The following is a 17,744-nucleotide window of genomic DNA, read 5'->3' on the forward strand; positions in this document are numbered from 1 at the left end:
GGCGACCACAAGGCGGCCGCCGATGCCGCCGCACTGCACATCTCGCAGTCCCGAGTACTGGTGACAGAGGCCATCCTCGACAGCGACAGCATCCGCTCGACGCCCCTGACCAGGCGGAACTCCCCCACGACACGGCGCGGGACCGAGCGATGACCGCCGCCCGGACCGAACTTCCGACGACACGAGAGTCCACCGCAGACATCATCCCGCTCCACAAGAACCGCCGCCGAGCGGCACCGCCCGACCTCCGGGCCCGCTGGTTCAGCCCGGACGACTCTTTGTGCGGTTCCGACCAGGACTGCCCGCCTGACCGCCTGTGCATGGGCGGCCACTGCATCTGACCCCCCTGTCCGCCGTCTTCTTCGCCCCCCTTCTTCTCTTCTCTGCCGATTTCCCTCAGCGCTCCGTACTCGGCTGCGGCGGCGGTATTCGGCATGCCTCGAAACCTGATTCCCAGAAAGGCGTCGACAATGCGCGCGCTCTACATCGGCCAGCCCGGAACCGAACGGGCGGACAGATGGACCGCCTTCCTCTCGGAGTACCTCGCCACCGTCAAGGTCGCGAGCATCGCCGATCTCGGCTCCCTCGACTTCACCGGCAGCGACATCGCGATCGTGGACGGCGACCCGGATGTGGAGCCCTACCCTCCGGAGGAGCTCACCGATTCCGACCTGCCGCTCCCCACCGTCTTGATCGGCGGCGCGGGCGCCAATGTCAGCGATGCGATCGGTCTCAAGCTGGGCTGGGAGTGGGGGTGCCGCTGCCTCAACCACCAGGCGATCGTCGACGACGATGTCGTGGCCCACCCGATCTTCCAAGGCCCCAGGCCCGTGCCAGCACTGACCACCCAGGTCATCCCCACCCCCGAGAACTTCCTTGAGTACCCGGCCAAGACCCCGCCGCAGGAACTCACGGTCACCGACATCCACGCCGCGCCCCCGGGCGACGAACTCCCGGGCCTGGTCTCCACCAGCGCCGGGTTCCTCGACTCGCCCGACTGCGAGCACATCCTGGGCGGCATCAACATGAAGGCTCACGACTACAGCGCCGTCGCACGCCAGGCCCGGTTCCTGCAGTGGGGATTCCACGACGACCCCGAGACTCTGACCGACCTGGGCAAGGCTCTGTTCGTCAACTGCCTGCACTACATCCAGTCCTACGCGGGCGCACCCGTCGAAGCGCTGCGCGTGCAATGGTCGCGCGACACACTGCTCACCTTCCTCGGCTTCCTGGGCCACCCCCAGGCAGGAGATCCACAGGAGCTGCTGACCAGTTCATTCGGCGAGGTGATCCCCGACGGCATCGGCACGACGGCTGAGTCGGCACTCGCCTGGTACGCCGAGAACAGCGGCTTCCTCCGCCGCGAGGGAGTCCATTACGACGGGCAGTTCATGGTCGATGAGGACCTGGTCGCCGTCGGCCTGGCCAACGACGACCCGGCGCTGCTCGACACGCTCGCCGTGCAGTTGGACGAGAACGGCGTCATCGGCGACCGGGTGCGGCGGCTGTGGGAGCGCTACACCCGCCGCACCCTCAAGGACGCCTCGGCGGAGAGGGACTGGCTGGCCGAGCACCGGGGTCGGATGTTCTTCTCCGACTGGGCCGGGTACCGCTGGATCGCCCGGAACGACCTACCCACCCTTACCATTCCGCGCATGGGCACCGAGGAGGCCGGCCCGGCCTATATGTGGGTGACCGCGTACCGCGTCGGCGACGATCTCCAACTCGTCCTGCACCTGATCCTGTTGCCCGGCTTCTACATCTACGGTCCCGGTGCCACGGACGGGATCGTCACCTCCGTGGAGGTGACGTCCGATCACGTCACCGTGACGCCGCCGGCCTTCCCGGAGTCGGAGGACTCCCACCTCTACGGGCAGATCGCGGTACCGCTCACACTCCGCGGCACCGCGGACACGGTCGACCTCGCCGTACGGATACAGGCCTGCGACAAGCAGTCCTGCACTCCTCCGACCACGGTGCGCGTCCGCGCGACTGCCGGGGACTGATCTGTCGCTCGCCACCACAAGCCTGCCCACTCGAGCGGCACGCCTCTGCCCGTGTCCTGCGCGGGTGGGGGTGGGCACCGCCAGGGGTCCGCGCCGCTCCGGCCTGCCGGGGTCAGTCGCACACTGACCGGTTCAGGGGCGGGAGTCGGTGGAGCGCAGGTGCTCTCGCAGCCACTGCTCCGTGTTGCTGACGTGCAGCAGAGCGGCCGCATGGCTGAGGGCGGCGTCCCGGACGGCCAAGGCGGTGAAGATCGCCTCGTGTTCCGCAAGCGTCCTGCCGGCCGCTTGGTCGTCGACCAGGCCGCGCCAGATACGGGCGCGCAGGGTGCGGCCCGAGATGCCTTCCAGGAGGGTCAGCAGGGACTCGTTGCCCGTGGCCGAGACGACGGCCCGGTGGAACGCCGCGTCGTGGGCGTTCAGCTGCTCCACGTCGTCGCGGGCCTCGCGCATGGCGTCGAGGTGCCGCTTCACTTCGGCGAGGTCCTTGTCGGAGATCCGGGTCGCGGCCAGCGCGGTGGCGGCCGGCTCCATCAGCCGCCGTACCTCCATCAGGTCCAGCAGCGCCCCCGAGTCGCTCTGGAGCAGTTCCACGGCACCGCCCAGGCCCTCCAGCAGCAGGCTCGGCTGGAGGCTGGTGACGTAGGTGCCGTCGCCGCGTCTGACCTCCAGGACCCGGGCCACGGCCAGTGCCTTGACCGCCTCCCGGGCCAGGTTGCGCGACAGCCCCAGCTGGGCCGCCAGCTCCGGCTCGGGAGGAAGTTTAGAGCCCGGGGGCAGCGCGCCCGTCCGGATCAGCTCGCGGAGCTGCGCTATGGCCTTGTCCGTCAGGGACAATGCGAACCCCCTCCGCGCGTCTCATGGCCGGGCACGTCCGACCTGATCAAGCCCTGGAGACGAAGATCGTCCCAAAGACCTTCGGGAAGGCGCCGCCGGTGGAGTTCCACGTTGCGGATGACCTGTTCCGGGCTCCGCATCCCGAGAGTGACGTTGATGATACTGGGGTGGGTGAAGGGAAACGCCATCGCCTCCGCGGGCAGGGTGGTGCCGCGCCGTTCGCACACCTTCGCGATCGCCAGAGCGCGGGCCACCAGGTCCGGCGGGGCGTCCTCGTAGTCGTACTTCATGCCCCGCGCGGGGCGGTCACGGGAGAGCAGCCCCGAATTGAACACTCCCACCGCGACGACGCTCCTGCCGAGCTCCAGTGCTGCGGGCAGGACGTCGTCGAGCGCCGACTGGTCGAGGAGGGTGTAGCGCCCGGCGAGCATCACCACGTCGGCCGCGGTTTCGCGCAGGAAGCGGGCGAGTATGGCCGACTGGTTCATGCCGACGCCGATGGCCCCGACGACGCCCTGGTCGCGCAGGTCGGCGAGCGCGGGCATGGCCTCGTCGGCGGCCTGCCGCCACTGGTCGTCGGGATCGTGCAGGTAGACGATGTCCAGGCGGGCCAGACCCGTGCGCTGAAGGGTGTCCTCGATGGAGCGGAGCACGCCGTCGCGGCTGAAGTCCCACTCCCTGCGCAGGTCGTCGCGTACGACGCAGCCCTCACTGTCGGACGCCTCGGGGCCGCTCGTTGGGGACCAGGAGCCGGCTGGCCTTGGAGGAGACGACGTACGCGTCGCGTGGCCGCTTCCGCAGCGCCGCACCCAGTCGGTGCTCGGAGAGGCCGAGGCCGTAGTGGGGTGCGGTGTCGAAGTATCGGATGCCTGCCTTCCAGGCCGCCTCGACGGCGGCGGCCGCGTCGGCGGCTGGGGTGATCCGGTACAGGTTGCCGATGACGGAGGCTCCGAAGCCGAGCTCGGTCAGTTCGACGGTCGTGTCGGTGATCTTCCGGTGTCGCAAGAGCGGTTCCTCGGGGTCGCCGGGTGTGGTCATGGTGAGTGCGCCGTGCGCGGTGCCGTAGGCGAGGGCCCGTTCCAGGCATGCGCCGGTGAGCAGGCCGTAGATCAGTCCGGCAGCGAAGCCGTCGCCGGAGCCGATGCGATCCAGGACGTGCAGGCCGGGCATCCGCGGGCCGGCGACGAAGTCGGTCTTCGCGGACCAGGCGGCCGACGACCAGTCGTTCACGCCCGCCGACGGCACCTCCCGCAGGGTCGTGGCCAGTACTCTCGCCCCGGGCGGGCGCCCGGCCACCTCGCCGAGCGCGTCCGGCGCCTCGTCCGCGCCGATGAGCACCGCACCGGGTGTTTCCCGGCCAGGCCCAGGGCCCCCACGATGACGTCGGCGTGCCGGGCGAGGCGCAGGTCGACCTCGCGTGCCTGTTCGGGGCCGCCCCGGTCGACCCAGAGGCTGGCGCGGTAGTTGGGGTCGCAGGAGACGGTCACGCCGTGGCGGCGCGCGGCGGCCATCGCCTGTCGTGGTCGGTCTTGCCCGGCTTGAACGTCTTCCCGTCGATCGCGGCCTTCAGGTAGTAAAGGGCGTACTTGGCGTAGAGATCGGCCGGCTGGGAATCGGTGGCGTCGATCTTGCCGTCCGCGATGGACTTGAGCTCCTCGGGGATGCCGTCGTTGGACACAACGAACACGTGCTTCTTGTCCTTCGGGCCGACCAGCAGACCCTTCTGCTTGAGCACTTGGAGAGTGCCGGACAGCGCGAAGCTGGACTCCATGTAGACGCGCTTGATGTCCGGATTGGCGGTCAGGTCGGTCTGCAGCTTCTGAGCGGCGACGGCGCCATCCCAGTTGGTGGCCTCTCCGAGCACCTTGATGCCGGGGTAACTCTTCTTCATGCAGTCGTTGAACCCTCCGTGCGGTCACGGCCGTTGATCGAGTCGAGGCCGCCCTCCAGCATCACGACCTTGCCCTTGCCGCCGAGTTTCGTGCCCAGGTATTGGCACGCCTTCTCCCCGTAGGCGCGGTTGTCGGCGCGGACGACCATGAAGACCTTGCCGCTGTCGGGGCGGGTGTCGACGGTGACGACCGGGATCTTCTTCGCCTCCAGCTGCGCGAGGGTGGGGGCGATGGCGGCGGTGTCCTGCGGGGCCATCGCGATGCCCTTGACACCCTGGCTGATGAACGTCTGCGCGTTGGCGGTGAGTTTGGCGACGCCGTTCTGCGAGTTGGTTGTCTTGAGGGAGAGGTCCAGCTGTCCCGCGCACCTGGGCGTGTACTTGATGTACGAGTTCCAGAAGTCCGTGTCGGAACGGGGGTAGTCGACGCCGACCAGCGGCGCGCCACTCGCCGTGGACGCCGTCTGCGAACTTCCGCCACAAGCGCTGAGCAGCACCATGGCGCAGAGGGCGGAGACAGTTGGGTAAACGGCGGATCTGAGTCTCATGGGGTTTTCCTCGCGCTGAGCCGGTGGACGATGGGCGACGTTTCGCCTGTGCGACAGCGGCGCGCCATCTCACCAAGAGATGGGATGTTTCTAAACGGTGTTCAGCTGCGTGCCCATACTTTGCGAGGCAACACTTGAGTATGACCAGCCGATAGGCGCTACGGAGGGCTCAGGATCCGGAGGTCAACTCAGATCCATCCCATCAATGAGTCGAGTACTCCTCCCATCAGCGGGGCAGGCGTCACGGACGCGGAGGTGCCCATCGAAAACGAAAACATGGCATGTCTGGACCTCCCCGAATAGTCACTTAGTCCAGCAAAACGGGCGTGCACGCCCTCAAGGAAGACCTTTTCATCCCTGCACAACCGTTGACACCGACGGGTTACGTGCCCGACCTTCATCCATAACACCCGGCGCTCCAGCCCCATGAACACCCGCCATACGTGTGTCTACGCCCCTCCCCTGCATGAAGAGGGACTCTCCATGCTGCTCAAAAGTCGATTCCACAGGACCTGCGCACAGGTCACCGCACTGGTCATGGCCGCCGCGGGCAGTCTGACAGTGCTGGCAACGCCGGCAGCCGCCGCAAGCCCCGATATCGGGGTGACGCTGACGACGCCGGACCTGAGTCAGGCGCTGACCCCGCAGCCGAGCATCCCGCTCGGACCGATGTCGTCAGGGCCGGTGAACCTGACGGTCGACGACACCAAGACCTTCCAGACCATCGACGGTTTCGGCGCCGCCTTCACCGACACCTCGGCCTACCTGCTGCAGAAGAAACTCGACGCGCCAACCCGCGACCAGGTGATGCGCGACCTGTTCAGCAGGGGCTCCGGCATCGGCCTGTCCCTGATGCGCGTGCCGATGGGCTCCTCCGACTACACCGCGACCCCGTCCTCCAGCCCGGGCGCCTACTCGTACGACGACAACGGCGGCGTCGCCGACCCCACCCTGGCCAACTTCTCCACCGCGCACGACGACGCGTACGTCATCCCGGTCATCAAGCAGGCCCAGGCGCTCAACCCGGCGATGAAGCTCTTCGCCAACAACTGGAGCCCGCCGGCCTGGATGAAGACGACCAACACGATGCTCGGCACCAACAACGGCACCGTGCGCTCCGACATGTACGGGCCGCTGGCGCAGTACTACGTGAAGTTCCTCCAAGAGTACAAGGCCAAGGGCGTCAACGTCTGGGGCGTCGCCCCGCAGAACGAGCCCACCATCTCCCCGACCACGTACTCGGCCATGCTGTGGCCCGCGAGCAACGAGGCGAGCTTCATCGCCGACAACCTGGCTCCGGCGCTGCGGCAGGCCGGCCTGAGCGCCACGAAGATCCTGGGCGGGGACGCCGATCACGTGGACGTCGCCTACGCCAACGCGCTGCTGAACGACCATGCGACACGCGATGCGCTGTACGGCACCGCGTGGCACTGCTACCGCAACGACCTGGGCAACATGACCACCCTCCACAACACCGCCCCGGACAAGCAGATCTACGAGAGCGAGTGCTCCACCGGTCCCGGCATCGCCCCGATGAACGCCACTCAGCTCGCTCTGGAGTCCACCTTCAACTGGGCCAACGGCGCACTGCTGTGGAACCTCGCCCTGGACACGAACGGCGGCCCCAAGATGGGCGTCGGCTGTGACAACTGCACCGGGCTGGTCACCATCGACCAGGCGACCGGCAAAGCCACGTACACCGACAACTACTACCAGCTGGGCCAGTTCTCGAAGTTCGTCGCTCCCGGGGCGACCCGCATCGGCTACACCGACGGCGGCGGCATCTGGGCCCAGGCCTACGAGAACCCCGATGGCGGCGAGGCACTGGTGGCATACAACAACAACTCTTCCGCCACCACCTTCACCACCACCTGGAACGGCACCGGGTCCTTCTCCTACACGCTCCCCTCGCACGCCACGGTCACCTTCGCCAAGAGCCCCCGCAACGCCGCCGCGCAGATCGCGGGTCAAGGCTCGAACCGCTGCCTGGACGACACGAACAATCCGGCCAACGGAGTCCAGCAGTACATCTGGGACTGCGGCTCCGGCAACGCCAACCAGCAGTACCTGTACTCCGGAAGCCGGGAGCTGCAGATCGCGGGCAAGTGCCTGGGCGCCGCGAGCAACGGCACCGTGAACGGTACGAAGGTCATCACCTGGGACTGCAACGGCAGCACCAGCCAGAAGTGGACATTCCATGCGGACGGCAGCGTCACCAACGACCTGTCCGGTCTCTGCCTCGACGTGACCGGCAACGGCACGGCGAACGGCTCCCCGGTGCAGCTGTGGAGCTGCACCGGCAACCCCAACCAGAAATGGTCCGCCGCTTCCGGTGCCTGACCAGGGGCGCGGCGCGCACCCCCTCCCCCCGCCCGCGCCGCGCCCCTCCTCCAGTGCCGTACATCGCCGGCACGATCCCCCGCAACACCCACTTGCCCTGGAGGCTTCCGTGGTGTCGAACTCCCTCAGAAGTAGATCCAGCAAGATCTTGTAACCAGCGACGTCATCGGTGACGTGCCGCTTGGCCAGTAACTCGCCGGCGTCGTTGACCAGGGCGACGTCGTGCGTCCTTTCCGCCCAGTCGATTCCGCGGTAGATCACGGTAGTTCCTCCCCATGATGCAGGTGTTTGCGCTGGTCACGAGCGCATGCGGGCCACGCGGCGACCTAATTCCGGGCCTCAACCACAACAGGGTTGGGCCTACGCCTCACTAGCCGTGTTCGTGGCACCAGCGCACCACGCGGGCCTCGGTCTATGCCGGAACTCGAACGGCTCGGACGTATCGAGAGGTCACCGTGCAGTGGGCTCGTCCCACCAACACCAACGAGGGATCATCCAAGGCCGCGAAGTTAAGGATCATGGGGTCGGCGTCAAGGGTGTTGGCGAGGCAAGCCTGTACGTGGCTGGGGCGGTCTTGGTGAGCAGCCCCTGGCGTGCCCATTTGGCCAACTGAACACGGAAGCTGTTGAGGGCCTTCTCATTGGTGATACCGAGTGGGCGACCGATATCGGCAGCACGCCATGCTCGCTCTGGTGCCGAGTGCATGATCGCCATGACGGCTGTGGACCGGCCCGGAGCCGGGGCCGGGAAGCCCATGTCCTCCGGGCCCGTTGGTGTCGCGCGGGGCGGTCCGGGCTGATGGATCTTCGCCACGATGGCGGTGATGTTAGTCGAGGTCCTGGAGCGGCCTTCGCCGTTCCAGGTGTGGTAGCGGGAGATCCCGGATTTGACGGTGCGCGCGCTGAAGCGGGCGCGTCGGTGTGGCAGGAGGCCGGCGAGTACAGCTCCTCCGATGCGCCCGACCAGGTCGACCGGCCCGGTGGTTGGCGGCAGGACTCCTGTCGCGGTGGTGACGCTGTCGCGGACGGCTTCCAGGGCGATGGTGAAACTGGCCCGGTCGGGATCGGTGCCCTGCCGGGTCTCCACGGCGGTGACCATCACCGTGCGGATGGCCTGGTAGAGCACCAGTAGGGCCCACATCTCCTGCTCGATGCCGACGGGGTCCTTGGAGCGCAGCACCCGGCCTCGCAGGAGGGTGTGGCGCAGGGCGAAGTACGCCGATTCGATCTCCCACCGCTCGTGATAGAGGGAGATCAGAGCCTCGGCCGGGTCGGTGCGAGGATCGGTCAGGGTGGTCACGAGCCGGTAATGATCGCTCACCACGGTGCCGTCGGCGCCGGTCACCGTCACCTTGGCTTCAATCACTCGAAGCTTCAGCCGGTAGATCTGGGTGAGGTAGGAGCCGTCGGGCAGGGTGGCGAGGACCGGGGGACGGCGGGTGGACTTACCGCGGGCCAGGAGTTGCGCGCCCGTAGCGACAGCGGCTTCGAGGAAGTCACCGCTGTCGAATCCGCGGTCGGTCAGCACCAGCATGTCCGGCTTGAGCAGGTGGACCAGGCGCAACGCGTAGGCGTTTTCGCCTGTGCTCGAGGGGCCGAAGGCGGCGCCGAGCAGGCCACGGGTGCCGGTCTCGACCAACGTCATCAGCATGAGTGCCGGATAGCCGGCGAGGCCGAAGCGGGCCCGGCTCTTGCCCAGCCAACTGCGGTTGCGATCCTCGTCGGGTACTCGCAGTGAGCTGCAGCCGTCGAAGGCGACCGTGCGCCACTTGCGGTACCGCACGCCGGGAGTGCGTGGCTGGGCCAGCGGGCCGGCCAGCACCTCGAACAGGGCGCGCAGCGGTGCCACCCCGATCCGGCGGCGCAGATCCCGCAGGGCCTTCTCCGACGGGGACACCACGGGCAGCCCGCCAAGCCCGGCGACCATCTTGTCCCACACCAGGCGAGCGCCCACTCGCTCGAAGAGCCCTAGGGCGAGCACGAAGTACACCCCGGTCCGGGAGGGCAATAACCGCAACCGTCTTTGAGTCGCCCCGGTCTCCTCCAGCACTGAATCCACCAGCTCGAACGGCAGCACCTGTGTCAACTCGCCGAGATGGCCGGGTGCATAGACGTCCGACGCGACGGTGACAGTCCGAGTTGCATCGACCGTGGCACACTTGGGCACGCGAGACCTCTGCTCTTCAGGATGATCTTGGTCGATCCCTGAACCACGCAGAGGTCTCGCTCTATTTCCCCCCAATCACCCGCCCGCGTCGACCACTTGACGCCGACCCCGCGATCCTTAACTTCGCGGCCTTGAGGGATCATCGTGGTGGTTGCTGACGCTCGGAGGCGCCGGGCGTCGCCGGTCTGCCACGAGGCATCAAGGCCCGAACAGCCGAAGGCGTCCGCCCGGCACCCACGAACGCCGGCAACAGACCGCTCGCGGTGGTGACGGTCGTGAAGGCGCGCCGCCGCTCTCGAGACCCGCCCGCACGCTCTAACCAGAGGCTCCACCGACCCGCTCGAAGAACGCGTAACAGACCTCACCACTCGAACACCCCGGTGACCCGACCCGGGTCCACCGGAGTGCTCAATAAGGAATTAGAACAGCCGCTCGTCGCTGGTCGGGGCATCGGGACGGAGCCAGTTGCTCACGTCCACGGCCAGCACGATCCGGCCGTCGGCCGCCCTCGGCAGCGGCAGGCCAGCCAGCGTGCGGCGCAGGCGCGTCGGCTCCAGCCAGCCGCGGTCCAATGCCGCGTACAGGGCCCCGTGTCCGCGCCGGTGCTCGACCGCCAGCGATAACTCGACCAGGGTCTTCACCGGCCCGTCCGCGCACAGCACCGCGTCAGTGAGCTCGAAGAGCGCATCCGCGCGAGCGTAGAGGCATTCGTAGAACTCGACCCGAAAGCGGGACAACACGTCCAACGCCTCGCCAGCGGACGCATCGACAGACAGACTCATACACAGCGGCCGTTCTCTTGTACTTCGTGACTCGACATCTCGAAGCGTGGAGAACGGCCGCCTCCGCTGTCCCGGAAAGAACCACAGATCAGCAGGTCGGGTGACCTGCGACGTTAAACGCCAAGCCAAGGGCCTGTTCGCTGTCCTGGATTCTGGGCAGTCTCGGCGTACGGCACCGCGCCGGGCAACACCAGCGTGACTTCCGCCGTTTGGGTCACATCACACGCCCCGAACCCTCAAGGCATGGTGCTGCGTTGAAGCGGGGGGTCAGTCGCGGGTGTAGGTGGATGCCTCGAGGATGTAGAGGTCGTGGTAGAAGCCACGGCATGCCATGAGTTCGGTGTGGGTGCGGGATTCCGCCATCTGGCTGTGTTCGAGGAGGTGAGCGGTCGGCCATGCGAACGCCGTCTATGCAGTTGGCGATGAGCAGAACGGTACGTCCGCGGGCGAGGCAGCGGATGCGGTCGAACAGCGCGGGCTCGACACGGGGGTCGAGAGCGGCGGTGGCTTCGTCGCAGATGAGCACAGGGGTGTTGGGGTAGAAGCCGCGAGCTTGGGCGAGACGTAGCCGCTGTCCACCGGACAGGTCTTGGCCGTCCCGGAGGCTGCGTTCCAGGAACATGTCGTAGCCGTGGGGCAACCGGCTGGCGAGGGAGTCGGCACCGCTGTCCCGGGCAGCGGTCCGGACGTGTTCCTCGGCGCCGGTCAGGCCGAGAGTCATGTTCGCGCCCAAGGTATGGGGCCAACGACGCCCAGCTGGGGTAGGTGGAGGCCGGCGACAAGGTGGGCCAGGGTGGTCCCTCCCGAGCGTTCTCCCCAAGCGGGGCCACCATTCACCGCGCCCGAGCTCGAGGGCGACGTCATTGATGACCGAACTCTGGTGGGCTGTTGTCAGGATCCGTCGTGGTCGGTCGGAGTGCAGTACCAGCGGGTGGAGCTCCTCCTGGCCTGGGGACAGTGAATGTCCCGAGGACAACGCCAGGGAGGAATGTGAGAGCCGCCCTCGCGGGTACACGACGCCGCGGCGGGCTGCGCTCAAGCAGGTCGGAGAGCTCGTAGCGGTCTCGCCGCAGCAGGCCGGAGTCACCTGCATCACCGCAAAATCGCCCTGCCAGAGCAGGCGGTGTGGGACAGCCCCCGGCAGACCACCTGCGCTGACGTCACCGACGGCCGGCGGGCCATGGCTCAGGGGCGGCCGCGCATACGGACCCGTCGACGGCGGCGCAGTGACCACCCTGGAACCGGCTGGCCTGAGTGCCGTCCGCGGCATCGCGCGACTTCGGCACGGAGATCGGCATCGTCCAGCTCCTCGCGAACACGCAGGGGCACCGGACCGGCCGTAGACGGCGACTCGAAAGCGGGGGAATAGAGAGCCGCACAGCTGATTCTCAAATTTCTGTGTGCCCACACAGAGAACGTACGGCGGCGTGCACACATGCTGTGACCACAGTAAGCACCCCAAGTAGGAAAGGAGCGACTGCAGCAGGGGCCGGTAGTTCGGGCGGCCGTATGGCCGGCATCAGCGCCCATGAGGAACCAATGACGCCGCACACGGAGAAGCCGTGGGCGAAGCAGGTCACCATCACCACCGGTATCACGTCGTATCTGAAGATCCCGCAGCTGATGAAGGCGATCGAGGCTGGCACGCTCGATCCCCCCATCCTGATCAGCTTCCTGACGCCGCTCTCGGAGCCCGTCGCTGGTTACGAGACATTCAAGAACGCCGCAGTGACGAACACGCTCAAGACGGAGCTCAGCCAGAGCGAGTCGATCTTCACAGCGGACGAGCATCTGGGTTTCAAACGACTCGCCTCCGCCGCGGAAGGTCACGACATCAACCCTCCGCGCCAGCTGGTCCCACAAGAGGCCAATGGGCAGCCTCTACGGCATTGTCATGATCCTGGATCAAATCCATATCTACTACGGTAAGGAATATGCCCGTGACAGCACTTGAGGTGATCGGGCTCAACAAGACATACGGTGATGCCGTCGCGTTGAGGAACGCGGAGCTGAAGGTCTCGCCCGGCGAGATTCACGCGCTTGTCGGTGAGAACGGTGCCGGCAAGTCCACGCTGGTGAAGGTCCTCTCCGGCATGGTGGTTCCCGACTCGGGCGAGGTCCGTCTCGACGGTGAGGCCATGAAGCTCGGCAGCCCGCGCATTTCGCGCAATGTCGGCGTTCGCACCGCCTTCCAGGAGCTCTCACTCCTTCCCAACCTCACCGTCGCGGAGAACCTGCTCATCGCGGAACTCCCCTCCCGTGCAGGCGTGGTCCGCAGCCGGGCCGTCGAAAAGCGAGCAGCCGAGATCCTGCGTCGTTGGGAGGTCAACGACATCGATCCAGCTATGCTCGCCGGCCGACTGCCGCTCAGCGCGCAACAGCGCCTGGAGATCGTGCGGGCCCTCCACCCAGAGCCGCGCATCCTTATCCTCGATGAGCCGACCGCGGCGCTGCCGGACACAGCCTGGATTTTCCGGCACGTCAGGGCCGCTACAGCGCGTGGTGCTTCGGTGCTCTACATCTCGCACAAGCTTGCCGAGATCGAGGAGCTGTGCGACCGAGGCAGCATCATGCGCAACGGTGTGATCGTCGGCGGGTTCACCAGGGACCGTTTCCAGCACGACGAAATCATCTCGCAGATGATCGGACGGTCGATCCAGGTGGCTTTCCCACCGAAAGAGTCCGCTACCGATCCCGGCGCGCCAACGGTCCTGAAGGCTGCCGACATATGTGTCGAGCCACAACTGCGAGGTGTCAGTCTCACCCTCAGGCGCGGCGAGATCCTCGGTGTGGCCGGTCTCGAAGGCCAGGGGCAGCGCGAGCTGTTCTACGCACTGGCCGGCGCGATCTCCATGTCCTCAGGGTCCGTCGTGGTCGACGGCGTCCCTGCGAAGCTGGGCTCCCCGAAAGCGGCTTTGAGGTCGGGTCCTGGTATTGCCCTGGTGCCGGAGGAACGCAAGCGTGAGGGAATCTTCGCCGACATGACTTCGGTGAAGAACATTTCGGTGCCGGCGCTGCCGAAGGTTTCGAAATTCGGGATGATCCGGCGGAGGGCAGAGCTCAAGACCTCGCGTGAGGCCGGGCGTGCGAACTACCTTCGAGAAGGCTTCCTGCGCAAGGATGTCGGACAACTGTCCGGCGGGAACCAGCAGAAGACGATCCTGGCCCGCACCGCTCTTTCCGGAGCGGAAGTTCTGCTGATGTTCGATCCTACGCGAGGGATCGATCCCGCGGCCAAACTCGAGGTGTACAGAACGCTGCGAAACGCCTCGGCCGCAGGCTGTTCGACATTGCTGTACTCCACCGAGATCCCGGAACTCATTGGTATGTGCGACCGCATTCTTGTTCTCTACGGCGGTCGTGTCGTCGCCGAATTGGAAGGCGACACGATGCAGGAGTCTGCGGTAATGGCAGCCGCCGTCGGCAGGCGAACGGCATCGCCACAGGCCTGGCAGCCGGCCGCGGAGGAAACAGCAACCGTGAGATCGGGGGAGGTTTCCCGGTGAATCAAACATTTTCCCTGTTGGGCCGGGGGCTGCGTAACGGCACGACCCGCGCCGTGCTCATTCTGGCTGTCTTCATGTACCTCTGGTACTACTACCAACTCGGTGGGCTCAACTCCTACCTCATCAACAGCTGGGTCGTACTGGCGCTTCCTTTGGTGGTCGCGTCGCTCGGTGTCACGCTCGTCATAATCTCGGGTCAGTTCGACCTTTCCGCTGCCGGTGTCGTGACCCTGGTAAATGTCCTGGTTGCCACGAAGTTCAGCGACAGCAATCCTTGGGTGGCGGCGCTGGTCATGGTCCTGCTCGGCACGCTCATCGGGTGTGTCAACGGGCTCATCGTGGTGGTCGGCAGGTTGCCGGCGATCGCGGTGACCCTGGCGAGCCTGATCATTCTCAACGGCGTGTCACTCATCCTGTTGCCCATGCCCGGTGGGCATGTTCCGCAGGGACTCATCGATGCGGTCAACACGCCGCAGTCGACCGTGCCGCGAGCCTTCATCGTGCTCGCCCTGCTGGTCGTGGCATGGCTGGTGTTCAAGCGCACGCGGCTTGGTATCTACATGTACGCCGTCGGCCAGGACGAGGAAGCAGTGCACTTGTCCGGTGTCTCGGTCCCACGTGTCCGGATCAGCATCTTCGCCATCGCGGGTGGTCTGTACGCGCTGGCCGGGGTCTTCATGTGTGCCGCCATTCAGTCCGCCGACGCATCGATCGGCTCCGCGTACCTCCTGGAGACCTTCGCCGCCATCGCGATCGGCGGGACCGCCTTCGCAGGTGGGAGCGGCTCGGCGATCGGCACCATCCTCGGCGGACTCACGCTGGTCTCCATTCCGAAGGTGCTGTTCGTGGTGGGTATCAGTGACTGGGCCCAGGACATCTTCACAGGAGTGCTCATCATCGTGGCTGTCCTGGTGGGTGCGGTCGCTGCTCGCAGCGAAAACCAGCAGGCCATGCTCCGAGATCTCGACCAAATTCCCGAGCCTGCTCCGCAGCCTGAACCTCTGGTTGGAGGAAGGCCGTCATGACGACGACAACGACCGACATCAACGTCGATCCCCCGCTCTCGTGGAAGGCTCAGTTGAGCTCCCCGGGGGTCGCCCGGCCTGTGATCCTGCTCCTGCTGTCGGTAGTCACCTTGTGTGTCGGCCACTTCTTCAGCGCCGGTCTGCCTTCATGGGCTGCGACAGCGGCCATCGCCACGCAGAGCCTGTTCCTGGCAGTGATCGCGTTCGGCCAGGGCCTGGTGATGCTCATCGGTGGGCTGGATCTGTCGATCCCAGGAGTCATCGCGCTCTCCGCCACGATCGTGGCCCTGTGGACTCGCGTCTACGGCCACGGCGTCGTCTCTGCTGTGCTGCTGGCACTGGCGGTCTCGGCGGTCGTCGGGCTGGTCGATGGTTACCTGATCGCCAGGTTCCATATCCCCGCGTTCATCGTCACCCTTGCAATGGGGGGCGTCTTGACCGGTGTGACGATCGGCCTCACCTTCGGGCGCAGATCCCCGGCCGCACCGCAGGTGATCGGCAATCTGTTCAGCGGCAGCGGCAAGCTGTTCGGGATCGGGATCCCCGTCTTCGTATTCATGATCGTCGGTGTGCTCGGGTACCTCGTACAGGCCAAGACACGGTTCGGGAGGACGGCCCACCTGCTCGGCAGCTCACGGGCGGCTGCCCGGCTTTCTGGTCTTCCTGTGCAGCGAGTCGAGGTCAGCGTATACGTCGTCGGTGCCCTCTCCTCAGGTATCGCCGGCATCATGCTTCTGGGGTTCTCGGAGAACGCCCAGATCAGTCTCGGCACTGAATGGCTGATGCCCGCCATCGCGGCGGTTCTCGTCGGTGGCACGGTGATCGGAAGCGGCTACGGCTTCTGGCAGGCGACCTTCTCCGCCTGCGTACTGCTCACCACGATCACCGTCGTCATCCAGGCCACGGGCTTCTCACAAGGTTGGCGACTCGTGCTCTACGGGTCCGTCGTGCTGCTGGCGCTCCTCCTCATGAAGGCCAGCAACGAAGGTCTGCGGAAGTCCATTCGCAGACATGCCGGCCGACGATCCTGACCGTTCACTCACTCCCTGTTGTCCTTCGACGCTTCGGTATGCCGTATACGTCGACCACATCGCCATGACGAAAGGTCAGGCAACCATGAAAAGAAGATGGTTTGGGCTTGCAGCGTCCCTCACTGCGGCCGTCCTCATGCTCGCGGGATGCGCGGGCGGAGCGGGTGGCGGTGGCGGCTCGAACGCCGCGGCATCCCGCTGTGTCCCCGACGGTGGCAAGGCGCCGAGAGCCGGCGGCAAGTACATCGTGTACATGAGCGCGCTCAACATCGGCAACGCCTGGCAGGAAGAGGCCGAGAACCTCGGCCTGGCAGTGGCGAAGATGAAGCCCTACAGCGACTGCGTCGAGGTCCGCAAGGAACTCACCGACCCCAACCCGCAAGCCCAGATCTCACAGCTCCAGTCGATGGTCGCTGCCGGCGCCGACGCCATCGTCACCTACCCCCTGTCACCGACGGCGATCAACGCCGCCTACCGCAACGCCTGCACCCAGGGCGTCACGGTCGTGTCGTACGACGCAACCGTCACGGAGCCCTGTGTCCACAACGTCTCCTACCTCACCTCGAAACCCGAAGGATCAAAGCACCCCTTCATGGGATACAACTCCATGGAGGGCCTGATGCAACTCCTCGGAGGCAAAGGCAACATCTTCGTTTCGCACGGTGTTGTGGGGACGTCGACCGACAACATCCACTACAACTCCGCAAAGGCCGCGCTGACGCAGTACCTCAATGCCAAGATCGTAACGGAGTACACCGGTCTTTGGGACAGCGCACAGCAGCAGAAGGAGACCGCCAAGGCGTTGGCCTCGTTCCCGAATGTCAGCGGCATATGGTGCGGCTACGGGGAGTCGGGCTGCGTCAAGGCACTCAAGGCGGCCGGCAAGCAGATCCCCGTGAGCGGTGAGACCTCGCAGTACTTCCGCGAGCAGCTCCTCAAGGGATGGCCGGGCATCAGCATCGGATCGCCCCCCGCCCAGGGCGGCATCGGTATGAAGGTCGCACTCGCGGTCCTCCTCAACGGTCCCCACGGCATCCCGATGGACATCGAGGTCCCCTACAAGATCGTCACGGGCAAGAACGTCAAGGTCTGCGAGCAGGACACCTACACCGAGGGATGCAACGTCTTCCCGCCTGGCAAGGTGGGCGATGAGGAGACGGCCGACATCTTCAACATAATGCTGCCGGAGTCTTCCCTCAGTGCGTCTCAGACCGGCAAGCCGCTCGCGGGGAAGAAGGCCGATCCTTACACGGCCGATTACCTGCGCGACTACGAGCAGGATCCAGCACACCGCTACGTGACCCGCACGGCATGTCCGAAGGGCTGGTCCAAGGCGAAGCTCCCCGAGGGCGTGGAGGGCTGTGCCAAGAGCTGAGAAGCCATCCGCTTGCAGTCGGCGCATGGAGGCAGAGCCTCACGGTAGCTCGGGGTCGTCGAACCCGACGAGCTGTTCCGGGAGGCCCTGTTGCCACACTCCTTCGTGCTCGCGGCTCGGACATGGCGGAGGCAGAATGGCAGATCGTCCGGGTCTGGCTTCCCGTTCCGGGGTCAGGGCAGGTTGACGGGGTTTCAGGTTCGCTCGTTCGGCCAATGCCTGCTCGGCGTCCCGCTTCTC

General features: G+C 66.2%; 9 protein-coding genes and 5 pseudogenes. 7 read left to right on the plus strand and 7 right to left on the minus strand.

All coding sequences use genetic code 11. The features are described from left to right. Positions 1-470: 470 nt before the first annotated feature. The gene (locus tag ACZ69M_RS49375) at positions 471-2,006 is read left to right on the plus strand and encodes a hypothetical protein (protein WP_470060259.1); all 1,536 of its coding nucleotides are present in this window, start codon (positions 471-473) and stop codon (positions 2,004-2,006) included. 132 nt (positions 2,007-2,138) lie between these two features. On the opposite strand, the gene ACZ69M_RS49380 is transcribed toward ACZ69M_RS49375, so the two are convergent. The 4 genes and pseudogenes from ACZ69M_RS49380 to ACZ69M_RS49395 all read right to left on the minus strand — a co-directional run. Next, positions 2,139-2,840: a FadR/GntR family transcriptional regulator gene (locus tag ACZ69M_RS49380; protein WP_470060260.1), complete on the minus strand. Its 702-nt coding sequence runs from the start codon at positions 2,838-2,840 to the stop codon at positions 2,139-2,141. Further along, a pseudogene (locus tag ACZ69M_RS49385) lies at positions 2,831-3,878 on the minus strand (aldo/keto reductase). Before ACZ69M_RS49385 ends, ACZ69M_RS49380 begins: the two are co-directional and overlap by 10 nt. Then, positions 3,861-4,357 (minus strand): annotated as a pseudogene (locus ACZ69M_RS49390) (PfkB family carbohydrate kinase); the annotation flags it as partial. The pseudogenes ACZ69M_RS49390 and ACZ69M_RS49385, both read right to left, overlap by 18 nt. Then, positions 4,357-5,279, minus strand: a pseudogene (locus tag ACZ69M_RS49395) (sugar ABC transporter substrate-binding protein); the annotation flags it as partial. The pseudogenes ACZ69M_RS49395 and ACZ69M_RS49390, both read right to left, overlap by 1 nt. A 483-nt stretch (positions 5,280-5,762) precedes the next feature. On the opposite strand from ACZ69M_RS49395, the gene ACZ69M_RS49400 reads away from it, so the two are divergent. Further along, positions 5,763-7,619, plus strand: a complete 1,857-nt coding sequence (locus ACZ69M_RS49400; RefSeq protein ID WP_470060261.1) for a ricin-type beta-trefoil lectin domain protein — start codon at positions 5,763-5,765, stop codon at positions 7,617-7,619. A 108-nt stretch (positions 7,620-7,727) separates the two neighbouring features. Here ACZ69M_RS49400 and ACZ69M_RS49405 read toward each other — a convergent pair. From ACZ69M_RS49405 to ACZ69M_RS49415, 3 genes and pseudogenes are all read right to left on the minus strand, one after another. Next, positions 7,728-7,880, minus strand: a pseudogene (locus tag ACZ69M_RS49405) (IS110 family transposase); the annotation flags it as partial. 255 nt (positions 7,881-8,135) lie between these two features. Further along, the gene (locus ACZ69M_RS49410) at positions 8,136-9,785 is read right to left on the minus strand and encodes an IS4 family transposase (protein ID WP_470060262.1); all 1,650 of its coding nucleotides are present in this window, start codon (positions 9,783-9,785) and stop codon (positions 8,136-8,138) included. Between the two features lie 422 nt (positions 9,786-10,207). Then, a pseudogene (locus ACZ69M_RS49415) lies at positions 10,208-10,567 on the minus strand (transposase); the annotation flags it as partial. 1,509 nt (positions 10,568-12,076) lie between these two features. Between ACZ69M_RS49415 and ACZ69M_RS49420 the strand changes: the two are divergent. The 5 genes from ACZ69M_RS49420 to ACZ69M_RS49440 are packed head-to-tail and all read left to right on the plus strand — an operon-like array spanning position 12,077 to position 17,504. Beyond that, complete coding sequence (locus ACZ69M_RS49420) at positions 12,077-12,496, plus strand: hypothetical protein (protein ID WP_470060263.1); 420 nt, start codon at positions 12,077-12,079, stop codon at positions 12,494-12,496. Positions 12,497-12,507: 11 nt separating this feature from the next. Next, entirely contained in the window at positions 12,508-14,073 is a 1,566-nt protein-coding gene (locus ACZ69M_RS49425) for a sugar ABC transporter ATP-binding protein (protein WP_470060264.1), read from the plus strand. After that, a complete protein-coding gene (locus ACZ69M_RS49430; RefSeq protein WP_470060265.1) occupies positions 14,070-15,098 on the plus strand; it encodes an ABC transporter permease in 1,029 nt (342 codons plus the stop codon). Before ACZ69M_RS49425 ends, ACZ69M_RS49430 begins: the two co-directional genes overlap by 4 nt. Beyond that, entirely contained in the window at positions 15,095-16,129 is a 1,035-nt protein-coding gene (locus tag ACZ69M_RS49435; RefSeq protein WP_470060266.1) for an ABC transporter permease, read from the plus strand. Before ACZ69M_RS49430 ends, ACZ69M_RS49435 begins: the two co-directional genes overlap by 4 nt. Further along, positions 16,110-17,504: a substrate-binding domain-containing protein gene (locus tag ACZ69M_RS49440; protein WP_470060267.1), complete on the plus strand. Its 1,395-nt coding sequence runs from the start codon at positions 16,110-16,112 to the stop codon at positions 17,502-17,504. Before ACZ69M_RS49435 ends, ACZ69M_RS49440 begins: the two co-directional genes overlap by 20 nt. The last annotated feature ends 240 nt before the right edge of the window (positions 17,505-17,744 follow it).

This window comes from Streptomyces sp. NPDC107454, from assembly GCF_055582885.1.

Excerpts from the sequence above, each read along its gene's own strand:
- ACZ69M_RS49420 (WP_470060263.1), top strand. The coding sequence starts at position 12,077 with ATGGCCGGCATCAGCGCCCATGAGGAACCAATGACGCCGCACACGGAG.
- ACZ69M_RS49400 (WP_470060261.1), top strand. The coding sequence starts at position 5,763 with ATGCTGCTCAAAAGTCGATTCCACAGGACCTGCGCACAGGTCACCGCA.
- ACZ69M_RS49435 (WP_470060266.1), top strand. The coding sequence starts at position 15,095 with ATGACGACGACAACGACCGACATCAACGTCGATCCCCCGCTCTCGTGG.
- ACZ69M_RS49440 (WP_470060267.1), top strand. The coding sequence starts at position 16,110 with ATGCCGGCCGACGATCCTGACCGTTCACTCACTCCCTGTTGTCCTTCG.
- ACZ69M_RS49375 (WP_470060259.1), top strand. The coding sequence starts at position 471 with ATGCGCGCGCTCTACATCGGCCAGCCCGGAACCGAACGGGCGGACAGA.